Source organism: Parabacteroides sp. 20_3, from assembly GCF_964238835.1.
Lineage (GTDB): Bacteria > Bacteroidota > Bacteroidia > Bacteroidales > Tannerellaceae > Parabacteroides > Parabacteroides distasonis.
On record NZ_CAXSNO010000007.1, the window covers coordinates 55,576 to 72,517 of the forward strand.

A 16,942-nucleotide genomic window follows, 5' to 3' on the forward strand; every position below is an offset into this window, starting at 1 on the left:
TTGTACGAATCAATCGTAAACAGTGTGATTTAGTACAAAAAGTTGAGAGATAAGTATAGTATTATGTAATAGATGATGAACGTATGAAAGAAAAATTGTTTGCCTTATTTTGGGTACTGTTCCTTGCGCTTCCTCTGTATGCGCAGGCTGATAAAACCGGTTCCTATTCAATTAAGGGACAGGTGTTAGATTCGCTGAGTAACGAGTCCGTACCCTATGCGACGTTGAGAATTGCTTTAGCGAAAACCCCCGATAAGCCGGTCAAGCTTTTAGCGTGTGATGTGGATGGTAAGTTTCAGACACCTTTAAGCAGTGCCGGCAAATACATCATCTCTATGCAATCGATAGGAAAAGCTCCTGCCGAGAAAAAATTTACGATCTCGGATAAACAGAGGAACTTGGATTTGGGTAAGTTATATATGCAGGAGGATAACCAGCGGCTGGGGGAAGTGACGGTTACGGCGCAGAAACCTTTGGTGAAGGCTGAGATCGATAAACTTACCTATAGCTTGGAAGATGACCCCGAGGCACAGACCAACAATACGTTGGATATGTTGCGCAAAGTGCCGATGGTAACCGTGGATGGAGATGACCAAATCCAATTGAAAGGTTCCACGAACTTCAAGATCTACATGAATGGTAAACCCTCTAACCTGTTGAGTAATAATCCTGCTGAGGTATTAAAGAGTATGCCGGCCAATTCCGTGAAAAACATAGAGGTGATCACAGACCCGGGCGCTAAGTATGACGCCGAGGGTATCGGTGGTATTATTAATATCATTACAACGAAAAATGCTTTACAAGGATATACTGGTACGGTTCGTGTGAACGGTAGTTCGTTGGGGCGTGTAGGCGGTGGTGGTTATGTATCTCTAAAAGCCGGAAAATTAGGACTTACCGCCAACTATAACTATAATCGGGAGCGGGACCCATGGAATGACGCTAACTCCGTACGGGAAGATTTGCAAAATGACGGGGAACACTTCTTGACACAAAATGGACGTAGAAAGAGTCGTGGACCGTTCCAATTCGGTTATTTGGAGGGAAGTTATGAGATCGACTCTTTGAATCTATTGACCGTTGGCGCGAACTTATTCCGTGGCGAGATGAAAAGTTTCTCGGAGTATAACGTGAATATGCAGGATATCAATCATAATCCGGTCTACAGTTATAACCGTAACTCGGAAACGACAGAGACATTTGGTTCTACGGACGTGAACGTGGATTACCAGCACTCTACCCATAAGAAAGATGAGTTGCTGACGGTCTCTTACCGTTTCAGCCATTCTCCGAATGATAGTAAGGATTATACGGAATTAGAGAATGTCGTGAATTACAATCCTTGGCTCGGCTATCCGCAAAATAATATCAATAAGGCTTCTACGAATGAGCACACCGGACAGGTGGATTATACGACTCCTACATGGAAGGACCAGACCTTGGAGGTTGGCGCGAAATACATATTCCGCCAGAGCCGGAGTAATACAGATCGTACCGCTTTCAACGATTCGCTGAATATATGGGAAGATGTTACTTCCAAGGATAGCCATTTCCGTCATACCCAACATATCTATTCCGCTTATCTGGGCTATTCGATGAAGTTTGATAAGTTTGGCGTGAAAGCGGGTGTCCGTGCGGAAGGAACTTCTTTGGATGTGAAATACGAGATGGCTCCCGATATGAATTTTGACACCCATTATTTCGACGTGGTGCCAAACGCTACGATCTCTTATCAACTGAGCATGGCGCAACAGCTTCGCTTGGGATATAATATGCGTATCCAGCGTCCGGGTATCTGGTATTTGAATCCTTATGTAAACAATGCGGATCCGCAGAATATATCCTTCGGTAACCCGAATCTGGACTCTGAGAAAAGTAATAATATTAACTTGAACTATAGTATGTTCGCCCAGAAATTCAGCATTAACGCGAGCGCTACTTATACGTTCGTGAATAATTCGATCGAGCAATATACCTTTATCGATCCGAAGAACCCGGGTATTTTCCAGACTACTTATGGTAATATAGGAAAGAAACAATCTACGGGCTTGTTCGTATACGCAAATTGGAACCCGGTTCCTTTGTTCCGTATTTATATGAATGGAGGTGTGGATTATACGGATTTGAAGAGCGATATGAATGATATGGCGAACAGTGGTTTCAGCGGTCGTATATTCGCCGGTACGCAGTTTAATTTCCCGATGGATTTTCGCTTGAACTTGCATGGAGGATATTTCTCTCCTTGGATTCAGTTGCAGGGTAAACGTTCTCCATTCTATTTTACGGGAATCTCCGTAAATAAGGATTTCTTGAAGAAAAAGCTCTCGGTTCAGTTGTCTTTCCAGAACCCGTTCTGGAAACGAATGAAGATGGAAAACACTTCTTCAGACGATACGTTCTTCCGCCGTGAGACCAATTACCGAACGATGCGCATGTTACAAGTTAGCGTATCCTATCGTTTCGGTACCTTGAAAGATGCTATCAAGAAAGTAAAACGCGGTATCAATAACGATGATGTGAAGAGCGGCGGCTCTGGCGGCGGCGAGCAGCAGATGTAAGTACAGGATTGAACACGGAACACACAGCGATACACTGAGGTATATAGTATCAGTCCGTGTGTTTCGTGTATTCCGTGTTCAATATAATAATTAAACCTTTTCTTTTGCCGTCTTCTATATACTTTCTATCTTTACGATCCGAAAAACAGTTGGAGAATGAAGAATAGACTATTTGTTAACAATAATACCATTATACTATTCCTTTTTATTATAGGAAGTTTCCTATTCATAGAGTTGAATTTTCGGTATTGGTATCGTTTTCTGGAGCAGTATATGATGTTTCAGACTACCGGTAGTTATTTCCAAGACCGATTGGCCGAACCGGGTGGATTGAATGAATATGTGACTGAGTTCTTATCGCTTGCGTTTATCCATCCTTATGGAGCTTCGGTAGTGATCGCTTTATTATTAGGACTGATCTCAGGCTGTTTTTTCCTTTACTTAAAAGCTTGTGGGGTGCGTGCCTCTATGTTGGCGGCTATTCTTCCCTCTTTTTTAATTTGGATCTATCCGCAGGAGTCAATCGCCTTGTTGACGATGCTCGCTTTCGTGCAGGTTCTTGCGTATTTGTATACTTCAATCAAGATTGATTGGCTTCGTTATCTCTTTGGCTTCTTGTTTTTGGGGGGCTCTTATTTTTTTGCGGCACCCGCTAATTTATTGTTGGCCTTATTGATCGCGGTTTATGAGTGTTGTGCTAAAGAGGATAAGGCTCGTTTTGGAGTAGCCATTATCGCTATCGCTTGGGGAGGTTTGCTACCGTTGATCGCCATGCGTACGGTTTATATTCTTCCGATGCGGGAAGCTTTTTTCAGCAAACATCTATGCCATCCCGAATATCCGATACCTAATTCTTTAGGATATATCATGCTTGCATATCCTTTGATCGCTTTCATTCTTTATTATGTAAGGAGCCGAGTTTTCATCCGTAAGGAATCTTGGAAACGAATCGTTTCTTACGTTTTTCTTTTGATAGCGATGGTCGCCGGGATTCTCTATAAGAAAGATCCGATGGAGCAGGCCTATCGGTATGATTACTATGCACGACTGGGAGAATGGCAGAAGATTGTCTCGCACGCTCGTGCGCATTCTGTGCGGGATATGGATGCCTTGATTTATCTGAATTTGGCTTTGTCGAAAACCGGACGTTTTACTTCCGATTTGATGCGTTTCCCCCAGATCGGTGAGGGTGGTTTTATTCCGCACGATCCGAAAAGCCGGATGGGATTGATCGAGGCGAGTGAGGTGGCTTGGCAAGTCGGGCAAGTGAACGCCGCCCAACGTTTCGCCTTTGTGGGGGTATTAAGTTCACAACGTTGCGTGCAACCTCGTTTGATGAAGCGTTTGGTGGAGACTTATCTGGTAACCGGCGAATATCGTGCGGCGGAGAAATATATCAAGATACTGGAATCGAACCCGCATTACCGGGATTGGGCAACCGCTCAACGTCCATTATTGGACTCCGTGGCTTGTGCGTCGGAAGATTGGATAGCGGCAAAACGGGCGATGCTTCCGATTACCGATAATCCTTTGGACCTGACCTTGATTTTTCCGAATGCTTTGGCTTTCCTGATCGATGATCATGCCGATAACCGTCCGGCTTTCGAATATGGGATGGGATATCTTTTGGTTTATAAGGATTTGATGACTTTTATGCATTATATGGAATTGATGAAAGAACGGGGTGAGGCATTCCCGGTGCTTTATCAAGAAGCTATTTGCTTGTTCTTTGCGGCCGTACAGAAAGATCCGGAGGCGTTCCGGAGCTTCCCGATCAGTCAGGAGGTGCAGAATCGCTTCCTGCAATTCATGAAAGTGGCACGCTCTATGCCGCCGGCAGCCTTGAAGCAACAGTTTGGTGATACCTATTATTATTACGCTCAATTTATCCCGACTCCTAAACGACAATAATACATGGATAATACAAAGAAAAGAAAGATCGTCCGAAATTTTGTGATCGGATATCTAGTAATACAAGTTCTCTCTATAGTCGTATATTTAGGCTTTTGGTCCTTGCATCCGGAAGGAATTACGAACGTCACGAACGAACGTATGTCCCCGCCTCCTATTTTTCCGGATTATAATGGGACAACTATACCTTATAATATAGCTCCGTTAAATTTCCGGATAAATGTACCTTCGAATGAATGCTATGCGAAAATAGAAGGTAGTGAGTCGGAAGTGCTTGAATATCATGGGACAAATACGATCCGTTTTAAGATGAAGGATTGGATTCGCTTGACACGTGCGAACCGTGGAAAAGCCTTTTTTGTTACGATCGCCACGAAGATAGGTGATGAGTGGACTAAATGGGCACCATTCTCTGTCTATATCAGTGATCAAGCGATCGACTCTCATTTAGTATACCGTTTGATAGAGCCGGGATACGAGAAATGGCATATTGTGGGTATTTATCAGCGGAATTTGGAGTCGTTTGACGAACAGCCGATTATCCGTAACGATATGACTGGCTATAATTGTATGAACTGCCATTCGTTCTGTATGGGAGATCCAGGGCAGATGATGTTCCATATGCGTGCGGCGAATGGGGGAACTTATATTGTCCAAGACAAGAAAATCAGTAAATTGAATACGAAAACGAATGGGACGATCAGTAATATGACGTATCCTTTCTGGCATCCTTCCGGGCGCTATATCACCACATCGGTAAATGATATCAAACAGTTTTTCCATTCCGTGAAAGAGAAAAAGATGGAAGTGTTCGACTTGGAGTCCGATGTGGTGGTGTATGACGTGAAAAACAAAGAAATCCTTTCGAAAGCCTCATTGATCACAAAAGATGCATTCGAGACTTTCCCCGCGTTCTCTCCGGATGGTAAATGGCTTTATTTCTGTACGGCCCCGGCCCAGAAGATGCCGGAGAATTATGATAAGGTACGTTATAATCTCTGTCGTGTCGCGTTCGATCCGGATCGTGGCGAGATCAGCTTCCCGATCGATACGTTGGTACATGCGGATAGCTTGAGCTATACATTTCCCCGTATCTCTCCCGATGGGCGTTTTCTGATGTACACGGAAACCGCTTATGGGCAGTTCCCTATTTGGCACCCGGATGCGGAGATCCGGATGATGGATTTGGAGAATCGGACAGCGATGGATATGTCCGCGTTGAATAGCCCGGATACGGATAGCTATCATTCTTGGAGTAGTAATAGTGATTGGGTCGTATTTAGTAGCCGCCGGGATAACGGTTTATATACTTTACCTTATATTTGTTATATAGGGAAAGACGGTAAGCCTTCGAAACCGTTCTTATTGCCTCAAGAAGATCCGGATAAGTATGACTATCAGTTGTATTCCTACAATATTCCGGAATTGACGAAAGGCGCCGTAGAGGTCAGCCCCTATGAGATCCAGCAAGTAGCCGAGAAAAATAAACCGGAGCAGGTTCGGTTTAAATGACCGGATCTATTTATATTCGCGTATAAATAAGAGATAAGATGACAAAAGATATTATAGCCGAATCTGTACAAAACGATTTACGGTATTTGCAATTGTTGGCACGGAGTTTCCCGACGATCGCGGATGCCAGTACGGAGATCATTAATCTGGAGGCGATCTTGAACCTACCGAAGGGTACGGAGCACTTCTTGAGTGATTTACATGGCGAGGATCAAGCCTTTAGCCATGTGCTGAGAAACGCTTCCGGTGCCGTAAAGCGCAAGGTGAACGAGATTTTCAGTAATACGCTCCGGGAATCCGAGAAGAAGGAGCTTTGTTCCTTGATTTATTATCCGGAGGATAAGCTGGAACTGATCAAGAGTCAAGAGCAAGATCTGGAAGATTGGTACCAAGTGACCTTGAATCAATTGGTACGTGTTTGCCGGAACGTGTCCTCCAAATACACCCGTTCGAAAGTACGTAAGGCTTTACCCAAGGAGTTCTCCTATATTATTCAGGAGTTATTGCACGAGTCTTCCGTAGAGCCGAATAAATCCGCTTATGTGGATCAGATTATTTGTACGATCATCTCCACAGGACGTGCGGACGATTTCATTATCGCTATGTGTAACTTGATCCAACGGTTGACAATCGACCTGTTACATATCATCGGCGATATTTACGATCGGGGTCCGGGTGCTCATCTGATCATGGATATCCTTTGCGATTACCATAATTTCGATGTTCAATGGGGTAATCATGATATCTTATGGATGGGAGCCGCTTCCGGTAATTTGGTAAGTATCGCCAACGTGATTCGTATGTGTTTACGCTTTGGTAATATGGCTACCTTAGAAGATGGATATGGCATCAATCTTTTGCCGTTGGCCACTTTCGCGATGGAGGCGTACGGGGATGATCCTTGTGCGTTATTCATGCCGAAAACAAAGTTCGCCGATAATGCAATGGATGAGAAGACCACCCGTTTGATCGCCCAGATGCACAAGGCGATCACCATCATCCAGTTCAAGCTGGAGGGTGAGATCATCCGCCGTCGTCCGGAGTTTGAGATGGATGACCGGATGTTGTTGCACCATATCGATCTGAAGCGGGGAGTGGTTCATATCGATGGAAAGGATTATACGCTTAAAGATACTAACTGGCCTACTTTAGACCCGAAAGATCCGTATCGTCTTTCTATTGAGGAGGAGGATTTGATCCGAAAGATCTTGCATTCTTTTGAGAGCAGCGAGAAGATGAAAAAGCATATGCGTTGTTTCTTCCGGCATGGGGGAATGTATCAGGTTTGTAATTCCAATTTACTGTTTCATGCCTCTATCCCGATGAATCCGGATGGGACGTTTAAGTCAGTACGTATCTTGGGGCAGGATTATAAGGGCCGTGCTTTGTTGGACCGTGTAGACCAACTGATCCGTACGGCTTATTTCAAGACCGGGGAGCAGGAAGAAGTGGAATATGCGCATGATTATATCTGGTATCTTTGGGGCGGCAAGGACTCCCCGTTATTCGATAAAAGCAAGATGGCTACTTTCGAGCGTGCCTTTATCGAAGAGGCCGAGACTCATAAGGAGGAAAAAGGCGCTTATTATACGTTACGAGAGCAAGAGGAAATTTGTGATAGGATATTGGATGAGTTTGGGGTGACCGGTATGCATCGGCATATCATCAACGGACATGTCCCTGTCCGTTCCAATCAAGGTGAGAATCCCATCAAGGCGAATGGCAAGATGTTGGTAATCGATGGCGGCTTCTCCCGTCCGTATCATTTGGAAACCGGTATCGCGGGCTATACATTAGTATATCACTCCCGCGGTTTCCAGCTTGTGCAACACGAACCCTTCGAATCCCGGGCGAAAGCGATCGAGGAAGGCTTGGATATCAAATCCACTACGATCGTGGTAGAATTAAGCTCCCATCGCCAGATGGTGAAAGATACGGATAAGGGTGCGGATCTTCAAAGCCAGATCAAGGACTTGGAGAAACTGCTTTATGCGTATCGGAATGGGTTGATAAAGGAGAAGGAGAGGATGGAAAGATAGATTCCTTACGATTTTTCTTGCTAAATATAAGATGAAAGAGGCCTGAGCTTATCAGACCTCTTTTCTTTTTAGGAATTTAGACATAGTTTGACGTGTTGTTTCAGTTTAACGATAGTCCATCTAGAACTATTGCCTAGAACGACATTTTTCCTATTTTGTTGATTCATGATAAGTTCGCTATTGTTCTTGTAGAAAATAAGGATATGGTATCATTGAAGTATGCTTGGTTGCATCTGAGTATCACATGTTGAACACCTAAACAAATCAATTGATTTAATGAAACATGCAGAATTGCGGTAATGTTTTTTATATAAACATGGCTTATTTTAAAAAAATAAGTTATATTTGCCTCGAAAATTCTCAATTGTGTTTGTGAATTCAATGATTGTTAACCTAAAAATTAAGTAATTATGCAACGAAAGAAAACTTTTGATTCTTTCAGACGCTGTAAGGTAGCGATACTTTCAGTGTTGATGTCTCTTTGCATGACAGCGGCCTTTGCCCAATCTGGCGCTGTTAAAGGAAAAGTTCTAGATGAACTTGGTGAACCCATCATCGGTGCGAACATCGTGGAAAAGGGTACTACCAATGGTACGATTACCGATATTGACGGTAATTACACGCTTACGCTTAACGACTTGAAAAAAGCCGTTCTTCAATTTTCATTTATTGGTTATAACACTTTAGAGGAAGGGGTTAAAGGACGTAAGACTGTTGAAGTTAAATTGGCTCCTTCTGTGGTAAACTTAGGCGAGGTTGTCGCTATCGGTTACGGTACGCAGACTCGTAAGGAAATTACAGGATCTGTAGCAAATGTTTCGGAGGAGAATTTTAATAAAGGTATTACTCGTGATGCGTCCGATTTGTTGCAAGGTAAGGTAGCCGGTTTGACGATTACATCTGGCTCGGGCGACGTGACCCGTAGCTCCCAAATCCGTTTACGTGGTACATCAACCTTGCAGAATGACCAAGGCCCAATGATCGTGATCGATGGTGTTCCGGGTGGTGATATGTCCACTGTATCTCCTACGGATATCGAGTCTATCTCCGTATTGAAGGATGCCTCTTCTGCGGCAATCTACGGTTCTCGTGCGGCCGGTGGTGTTATTTTGATTACGACTAAGAGAGGCTCCGGATCTAAAACACAGATCAACTATGATGGTTATGTGACCATGGATATGGTAGCTAACAAACCTGATATGTTAAATGCTTCTGAATGGAAAGCGCTAAATAAAGAGCTAGGTAAGGATATAAGTGTATTCGATGGCTATAATAATGACACTGATTGGTTTGATGAAGTTCTTCGTACAGGAGTTTCGCAAAATCATTCTATTTCAATGTCCGGTGGAGGTTCAAAGAATAATTATCGTGCGTCTTATACTTATTTGGATCGTACTGGTATTGTTCGTGATAACTGGATGAAACGCCATAGTTTCCGTTTCCAGTTCCAACAACGCGCTATTAATGACCGTTTGCGTATTGGTTTAACCGGTGCTGCAACATTGACAGACATGCAAATGCCGTTCCAAACAAACTTTATTTACGCATATAATATGTCTCCAGTTTTGGCTCCGTTTAATGAAGATGGTTCTTACTTTATTCGTAATGATGGTTATGATCAAGGTAACCCTGTACAGAACCAGGATCAGAACTATAAAAAGAATAGTAATGTGTATTTTTATGGTCAGGGAGATCTTCAGTTTGATATTATTGATGGATTGAATGTTAAGGCTAATTTATATAAAAGTCGTTTCTCTAATGATTATAGTGAATGGCAGGATCCTGCTAACCGTATTGGTGTTGATGCTGGTAATGGTTTGGCTATTCGGCGTTCAAGAGCATGGAACCGCGAATTAATGGAGTGGACTTTGAATTATAATAAAGCTTTTGGTTCGGAAGAACAACATAAAATTGATGCGATTATAGGTTATTCATGGGAGGATAATCAGTACTCTAGTCATGAGGCAAAGGTCTTAGACTTCGCTGTTAGTTCAATGGGTGCTAATAATTTGCAAACAGGCAATAAATTGGATGTAGGTAATGTAAAGTCTGATAAAAATGATTATAAATTGATCTCTATGTTTGCTCGTGCCCATTATAGTTATAAAGAGCGTTATATGATTACAGCGACAGTTCGCCGAGATGGCTCCTCTAAGTTTGGAGCTAATAACAAATGGGGTACATTCCCTTCAGTTTCCGCAGCTTGGGGTATTTCAGAGGAAGCTTTTATGCAAGATGTTAATTGGCTTACGGATTTGAAATTACGTGCAGGTTATGGTATAACAGGAAATCAAGATGGCTTACAACCTTATAAATCAATTGAGCTTTACGAGGCAAAAGGTACATACTATAGTGATGGCTCTCAATTGACCGCATTTAGGGTTTCACAGAACGCTAATCCTGACTTGAAATGGGAGTCTACTGCGATGTTTAATGTTGGTATCGATTTTCAATTATTTAATGGACGTCTTGGTGGTACGATAGAATACTATGACAAGAAAACTTCTGATATGTTGTATCGTTATAAAGTACCTACTCCAACGTACGTATATAGTACAATTCAAGCGAATGTGGGTGACATGAGCAATAAGGGTATTGAAGTTATGTTGAATTTGGATGTTATTCGTAATAAGACTTTCAATTGGAATACTTCTATTAATCTATCTCATAACAAGAACAAGATCACGAAGCTGTCTAATGACTTGTATTCAACAAGCCGTATTTATACAGGAGATCCTTGGATCAGAGGTGCTTCGGGTGTGACTTCGCATGTAATTGAAGAAGGTCGCCCGGTAGGTCAGTTCTTTATGCTGAAATGTGATGGTATTGATGAGAATGGTAAGTATATCATCGAAGATATCAATGGTGATGGACAGATAACGGATGATGACCGTACATATGTAGGTGACGCTCAACCTGATTTGACATTCGGATGGAATAACTCGTTCTCATGGAAAAATTGGGATGCTAGTTTCTTTATACGTGGAACAATCGGTAATAAGGTTTTGGATAATCCACGTGCAGCCTATGCGAATAATACTTATTTGAGCGGTGCAAATGCGATGAATGATGAACTTACTTATAAATTGCGTGAGAACTCTCGTGTATGTTCTTATTATGTAGAAAATGGCTCATTCGCTCGTTTGGATAATATGTCTATCGGATACACATTTAATACTAAAAAGATTGACTGGTTAGACAAAGCACGTATTTATGTTGCCGCCCAGAATTTATTCGTGATTACAGGTTACAAAGGATTGGATCCTGAGGTAGAACTGTTCCGTGGTCAGGCAAGTGATGATGATGCTGGCTTGTCTCCGGGTATTGAACCTCGTGATTACATGCCGAAATCTCGCTCATTTACATTTGGTGTTAACTTAACATTCTAATAAAAATAAGGAAAATATATTATGAAACGAAAAACTATATTATCATTTCTTACTGGTGCGGCTTTACTATGTTCTATGCCGTCCTGTATGAATTTGGACGAGGAAGTATACGATAAACTACCTGCTGAAAATTTTGGCAATACAACTACTGAAATTAACGCCTTGGTTGGTACGGTTTATAATACGTTAAAAAAATATTCCGGAGACTATATGATCCTCGCAGAAAATTCTGGTTCGTCAACAGTGAACGTAACTCGTAATGGAGGTGACTGGTATGATGGGGGACAGTACCGTGAAGTTTATATGCATACATGGACTGCGAATACTAGTTGTGTAAAAAGTTGTTGGAGTATAGGTTCGGAATGTATTGGTACGTGTAATGCGACAATCGAGGTTTTGAAAAATTCAACTTTATTGAGTGATGCGGAGAAAACATCTAAAGTTGCGGAAATTCGTGGGGTCCGGGCTTTCTGGATTTATTCAATGATGGATTTCTTTGGAAATATTCCATTGGTTGTTGATTATAATGATAAGGAATTACCAACTTGCAAATCTCGTCAAGAGGTATTTGATTGGCTGATAACAGAGTTGAATGCTTTAGCTACAGAAGCTCCTGATTACGATACAAAAAAATATGGAACTTTTACTAAAGGGACAGCTTATACGATTTTAGCTAAGATGTACCAAAATGCGGAGGCTTGGGGTGTTAATATCTCCGAGAATGCTAACAGTAAAGTTATAGAATACTGCGATAAGGTAATGGCAATGCCATACATATTGGAGCCTAATTGGAAAACAAACTTTGATCCCAATAATAATACTTCTAAAGAAGCTATCTTTGCGGCGTCTTATTCAAGTACAGATACAGAGGATCAAAATGTTCTTTATAGACGTACGTTGCATTATAAGCAAGGTTTGGCTCTAGGAGCTAGTATTAGTGTTTGGAATGGCATTTGTGCTCAGCCAGACTATGTTAAATTATTCAATGAGGATGATCCTCGTTATGAAGGTACTTATTTAATCGGCCAACAGTATGATATCTCAACCGGGGAAAAAATTATTACAGACGAGAATCGCCCGCTGGATTATACTGTAGATATTAGTATTATTCCGGGTTCTGAATTGGATGGAACTAAGTGGGGAGCTGTTTATCAAGACCAAGGAGCTCGTTGTCAAAAATGGACGTATGAGAAATCTTTATCTACGGCAATGGAGAACGATTTCCATCTATTTCGTTTAGCGGATATTTATTTAATGAAAGCAGAAGCTTTGCTTCGTAGTGGAGGTAGTGTTGCTGAAGCGACAAATTTAGTCAATGCTATTCGTGAACGTGCTTATGGAAATAACACCCATAATTATTCAACCATAACGTTGAAGGAGGTCCAATTGGAGCGCCGTTTAGAGTTGGCTTGGGAAGGTTTTTCTCGTCAGGATGATATTCGTTTTGGCTGTTTTACTAAAGGAATGTGGACTGAATCCAATTGTGAAAGAAAAACAGATGATTATTTAAAAATATTCCCTGTTTCTCAAGACGCATGGCAAACCAATCCAAACTTGGTTCAGAATCCGGGTTATGCAAGTTTCTAAACAGGAATCTTAGATGAGGCGTAAGCTTCATCTAAGATCATTAAAATTAAATATTATGAAAAAGGTAATTTATTTTGCGTTAGCTTCCTTCGCTTGTACGTTAGTTGCGTTTGCAGTAAAACCAGTTGATCCTGTTGTTAATATAGTAGATGAGGCTCGTGTGATTTACAATGTGGAAGGTTGGTATGAGGCGTCTACCGGATCTTCTACTTTCTCAATTGGAAGTAATTTGCATATTCCTGCAGGAACAACGGCGATTTCTGTTTATATTACTTCTCCAGTACTTACCTCCTATACATTTACATCAACTATTAAGGACTTGATTATAGGTTCTTCAAATAATCATGTAACCTTGAATTGCGCAGGTACAGGATTTAGTAGTATAATTGGAACGAGTATTGATGTAAGTGGCTATTGTCCGGCAACAGGGCAGAATGAGACTTTTCATATAGCCTTTTTGCCCTCTTTTTGATATTAGTAAATTAGATGCATAAATAAGAGGTTGTCTCATAAAAGTGAACCCGATAGATTGGGGGTTAAATTAAACATTCTATATTTTTAATGGGCTCGGTATTCTATCGGGCTCATTTTTATACTAGTTGATATATTTCTTCAAGTTCTTGTGTCCGTGTTGCGATTTGTTATGCTCTTTTAAAGAAGCTAGCTTTATTTTGACTGACTATACCTACATTTTCTGGTTCTTCTTTAATTTAGTAGAAGAGCTAGTTGAGTCGTAAAATGTGTTTGTGAAATATGTCTGGTATACAGTTGATTAAGTCACTCGTAAAAGGCTTTCCAAGTGATTAGTTATTCACTTCCCAAGCCGTAAGCTAACGGCTAGGTATAGCCGTTAGTTATTCACTCGACAAGCCGTTAGTTATTCACTTCAATAGCCAAAAATAGTGTGCTTCTCAACGACCAAAGCATCTCCTTTTGAGAGAATGGAACTGTAAGCAAAATATTGAAATGAATGACTTGATCGAGTTTTATCGAACCAAAACAACAGACAGACGCATTCGTTTGTGAACTAAACTTGAATAAATACATTTGCAAACATTGTGGTTGCTCTTTTTTCTAAATATTAGTGCTTATTGCAAGGAATAGACTAACTTTGCCTACAACAAGTATAAAAGTTATCCAGTATATGAGTCAAGTGAAAGGAATTCCTTACGGAATATCAGATTTCAATCGAATAAGGAATGGTAATTTCTATTTCGTGGATAAAACGATGTACCTTCCGCTTATCGAGAAGATGCCTAGCTATCTTTTCCTGATCCGTCCGAGACGGTTCGGCAAGAGCGTATTCCTTAGCATGATGCGTACGTATTATGATATATTGCGTCAGGATGATTTTGATGCATATTTTGGAGATCTCTGGATTGGTACGCATCCAACCGGTGAAAGGAATAAGTATCAGGTACTTTATTTCGATTTCTCTAAAGCGGGCTGTTCGATGCCGGGAGCGGACTTGATGACAAGTTTCAATGATTATTGCAGCTTAATCATTAATCAGTTCGCGCATGTGTACGCTGCTTTTTATGACGCGGATTTTAAGGAGACCGTCAAAAATATTGAAAGTGCCAAGTCTAAATTGGCTTACATAGAAATAAAAGCGAAGGAAAAGGGATATCCATTGTATCTCATTATAGATGAGTACGACAACTTTACCAATGTGATTTTGAGTGAGCATGGGCAGCAAATGTTTCATGACTTGACTCACGCCAGTGGTTTCTACCGGGAGTATTTCAAGCAATTCAAGGGAATGTTTGACCGTATATTCATGATGGGGGTAAGCCCTGTGACGTTGGATGATTTGTCGAGTGGATATAATATAGATTGGAATATCTCGGTAGATCCTCGTTTTAATGCTATGATGGGCTTTGACGAAACAGAAGTTCGTGAGATGTTTCATTATTATCAGCAAAACGATATGCTCAATGGGGACGTTGAGGCAATGATTGCGGAGATGAAGCCTTGGTATGACAATTACTGTTTCGCAAGAAAGAGCTTGGATGACGATCGGGTTTTCAATTGTGATATGACTTTATATTATTTACGTTGGCAAGTTGATTTTCATCGTGCCCCAGAAGAAATGGTCGATAAGAATATCCGAACGGACTATAGTAAGCTGAAGATGCTGGCACGTATTGATCGCGACTCCGTACAAGAGGGAGATCGTATGAGTACCATCGAAAAGATTGCTGCGGAGGGAGATATCTTCGTGGATTTGCATACTTCTTTCCCCGCTGAGCGAATAACGGATATAGATAATTTCCGTAGTCTACTTTATTATTATGGTTTGCTTACGATGTGTGGTACACGGGGAGATTTGATTAAAATGAGTATACCGAATAATTGTGTACGAGAGCAATATTTCGGTTTTCTTCGTGACTATTACCAAAAATATAGTTCTATTGATTTGCATTATTTGAATGTGATGTTGACCGACATGGCTTACGATGGCCGTTGGAAGCCTTTCTTTGAGAGCGTAGCTCAGGCGTATCGTGAAAATTCAGCCGTGCGTGACGCGATGGAAGGCGAGCGGAACCTGCAAGGTTTTCTGAAAGCCTATCTTGCTCTTGCCTCCTATTATTTGGTGGAGCCGGAACTGGAAATGAACTATGGGTATTGTGACTTTTTCCTTTTACCCGATAAGAAGCGCTATCCGGACGTGAAGCATAGCTATATCTTGGAATTGAAATATGCGACTCGTACGGCAACTGATGCCGAACTGGAGGTTCAAGCGTTGGAGGGACGAAACCAATTACTGCAGTATAGCGAAGATAAGATAGTACGCTGTTTGTCGGAAGGAACAACTCTGCATCGTTTGTTGTTGCAATTCCGTGGGTGGGACTTAGTACGTTGCGAGGAAGTATAACATAACTCCGCTTTTTTGTATACCTTCGCGCCATGAACAAACAAGCACTGCTTTTTTATCCGTTGTTGGGGGTGGTTCTTTTGGTGCTCTTTGTGGGAGGGCTGGCGTATGGGGCCGTACCGATTCCTTTGGATCACGTGATGGATATTTTACTGGGGAAGGGATCTGATAAGATCGCATGGCAGAATATCGTGTTGCAATCTCGTTTACCACAGGCGATAACCGCACTGTTGGCGGGGGCTTCACTGGCTACGAGTGGGCTGTTGTTGCAAACCTTATTCCGGAATCCGTTGGCCGGACCCTCTATATTAGGTATCAGTGATGGGGCTAATCTGGGAGTGGCCGCTATCATGTTGTATTTTGGAGGTACGCTGGGGCAGTTTACGGATTGGCCGATCAGCGGATATATGGCGGTGATTCTTGCTGCGTTCGTAGGGGCTTGCGTGATCTTGGGATTGATTATCTATTTCTCTGCGAAGGTGAAGAACAATGTCATGCTCTTGATTATCGGTATAATGATCGGCTATCTGGCCTCGTCGGTTATCTCTATACTGAACTATTATTCCTCGACAGATAGGGTACATGCTTTCGTGATGTGGGGACTGGGCAATTTCTCGGGGGTATCCTTGGAACAATTGCCTTTCTTCGGGACTTGCGCATTGATCGGGTTGCTGTTGGCTGTCTTGCTGATAAAGCCTCTGAATGCCTTGTTGCTGGGAGAGATGTATGCCGCTAATCTGGGCATACGGATCAAGCGGGCACGAATAGCCATCCTTTTATGTACGGGGATATTGACCGCTACGACTACCGCTTTCTGCGGACCGATCTCTTTTATCGGATTAGCGGTTCCGCATATCTCACGGCTGATGCTTGGTTCTTCCAATCATAAGATATTGGTGCCGATAACGATGTTGACGGGCTCCTGTATCGCCTTGCTTTGTAATTTATTGATGGTCGTACCGGGAAGCAACACGATTTTACCCTTGAATGCGGTGACACCTATGCTGGGTGCGCCGGTTATTATCTATGTAATCGTAAACCGGAAGAATATTCAATATTTTAATTAGT

The 16,942-nt window shown here is 42.0% G+C and carries 9 protein-coding genes; all 9 read left to right on the plus strand.

The window, feature by feature from the left end:
- Positions 1–83: 83 nt before the first annotated feature.
- The 9 genes from ACESPU_RS14840 to ACESPU_RS14880 all read left to right on the plus strand — a co-directional run bounded on the left by ACESPU_RS14840 (position 84) and on the right by ACESPU_RS14880 (position 16,941).
- Positions 84–2,558, plus strand: a complete 2,475-nt coding sequence (locus ACESPU_RS14840) for a TonB-dependent receptor domain-containing protein (RefSeq protein ID WP_373133476.1) — start codon at positions 84–86, stop codon at positions 2,556–2,558.
- Between the two features lie 156 nt (positions 2,559–2,714).
- Positions 2,715–4,469, plus strand: coding sequence for a DUF6057 family protein (locus ACESPU_RS14845; protein ID WP_044544879.1), 1,755 nt, complete (start codon positions 2,715–2,717; stop codon positions 4,467–4,469).
- Positions 4,470–4,472: 3 nt separating this feature from the next.
- A complete protein-coding gene (locus tag ACESPU_RS14850) occupies positions 4,473–5,981 on the plus strand; it encodes a hypothetical protein (protein WP_309431431.1) in 1,509 nt (502 codons plus the stop codon).
- Between the two features lie 38 nt (positions 5,982–6,019).
- Positions 6,020–8,020 (plus strand): fructose-1,6-bisphosphatase, encoded by a 2,001-nt coding sequence (locus ACESPU_RS14855; protein WP_008772677.1) that lies wholly within the window; start codon positions 6,020–6,022, stop codon positions 8,018–8,020.
- 410 nt (positions 8,021–8,430) lie between these two features.
- Positions 8,431–11,409 (plus strand): TonB-dependent receptor, encoded by a 2,979-nt coding sequence (locus tag ACESPU_RS14860; protein ID WP_057326569.1) that lies wholly within the window; start codon positions 8,431–8,433, stop codon positions 11,407–11,409.
- Between the two features lie 21 nt (positions 11,410–11,430).
- A complete protein-coding gene (locus tag ACESPU_RS14865) occupies positions 11,431–12,996 on the plus strand; it encodes a RagB/SusD family nutrient uptake outer membrane protein (RefSeq protein WP_057326570.1) in 1,566 nt (521 codons plus the stop codon).
- A 55-nt stretch (positions 12,997–13,051) separates the two neighbouring features.
- A complete protein-coding gene (locus ACESPU_RS14870) occupies positions 13,052–13,468 on the plus strand; it encodes a hypothetical protein (protein WP_147342801.1) in 417 nt (138 codons plus the stop codon).
- A 672-nt stretch (positions 13,469–14,140) separates the two neighbouring features.
- Entirely contained in the window at positions 14,141–15,874 is a 1,734-nt protein-coding gene (locus tag ACESPU_RS14875) for an ATP-binding protein (protein ID WP_057326572.1), read from the plus strand.
- A gap of 32 nt (positions 15,875–15,906) precedes the next feature.
- Positions 15,907–16,941 (plus strand): iron ABC transporter permease, encoded by a 1,035-nt coding sequence (locus ACESPU_RS14880; RefSeq protein WP_122144020.1) that lies wholly within the window; start codon positions 15,907–15,909, stop codon positions 16,939–16,941.
- Position 16,942: the final 1 nt, after the last annotated feature.

Bases quoted from the DNA above. Each gene is read 5' to 3' on its own strand.
- ACESPU_RS14840 (WP_373133476.1), top strand. From the start codon at position 84: ATGAAAGAAAAATTGTTTGCCTTATTTTGGGTACTGTTCCTTGCGCTT.
- ACESPU_RS14845 (WP_044544879.1), top strand. From the start codon at position 2,715: ATGAAGAATAGACTATTTGTTAACAATAATACCATTATACTATTCCTT.
- ACESPU_RS14850 (WP_309431431.1), top strand. From the start codon at position 4,473: ATGGATAATACAAAGAAAAGAAAGATCGTCCGAAATTTTGTGATCGGA.
- ACESPU_RS14855 (WP_008772677.1), top strand. From the start codon at position 6,020: ATGACAAAAGATATTATAGCCGAATCTGTACAAAACGATTTACGGTAT.
- ACESPU_RS14860 (WP_057326569.1), top strand. From the start codon at position 8,431: ATGCAACGAAAGAAAACTTTTGATTCTTTCAGACGCTGTAAGGTAGCG.
- ACESPU_RS14865 (WP_057326570.1), top strand. From the start codon at position 11,431: ATGAAACGAAAAACTATATTATCATTTCTTACTGGTGCGGCTTTACTA.
- ACESPU_RS14870 (WP_147342801.1), top strand. From the start codon at position 13,052: ATGAAAAAGGTAATTTATTTTGCGTTAGCTTCCTTCGCTTGTACGTTA.
- ACESPU_RS14875 (WP_057326572.1), top strand. From the start codon at position 14,141: ATGAGTCAAGTGAAAGGAATTCCTTACGGAATATCAGATTTCAATCGA.
- ACESPU_RS14880 (WP_122144020.1), top strand. From the start codon at position 15,907: ATGAACAAACAAGCACTGCTTTTTTATCCGTTGTTGGGGGTGGTTCTT.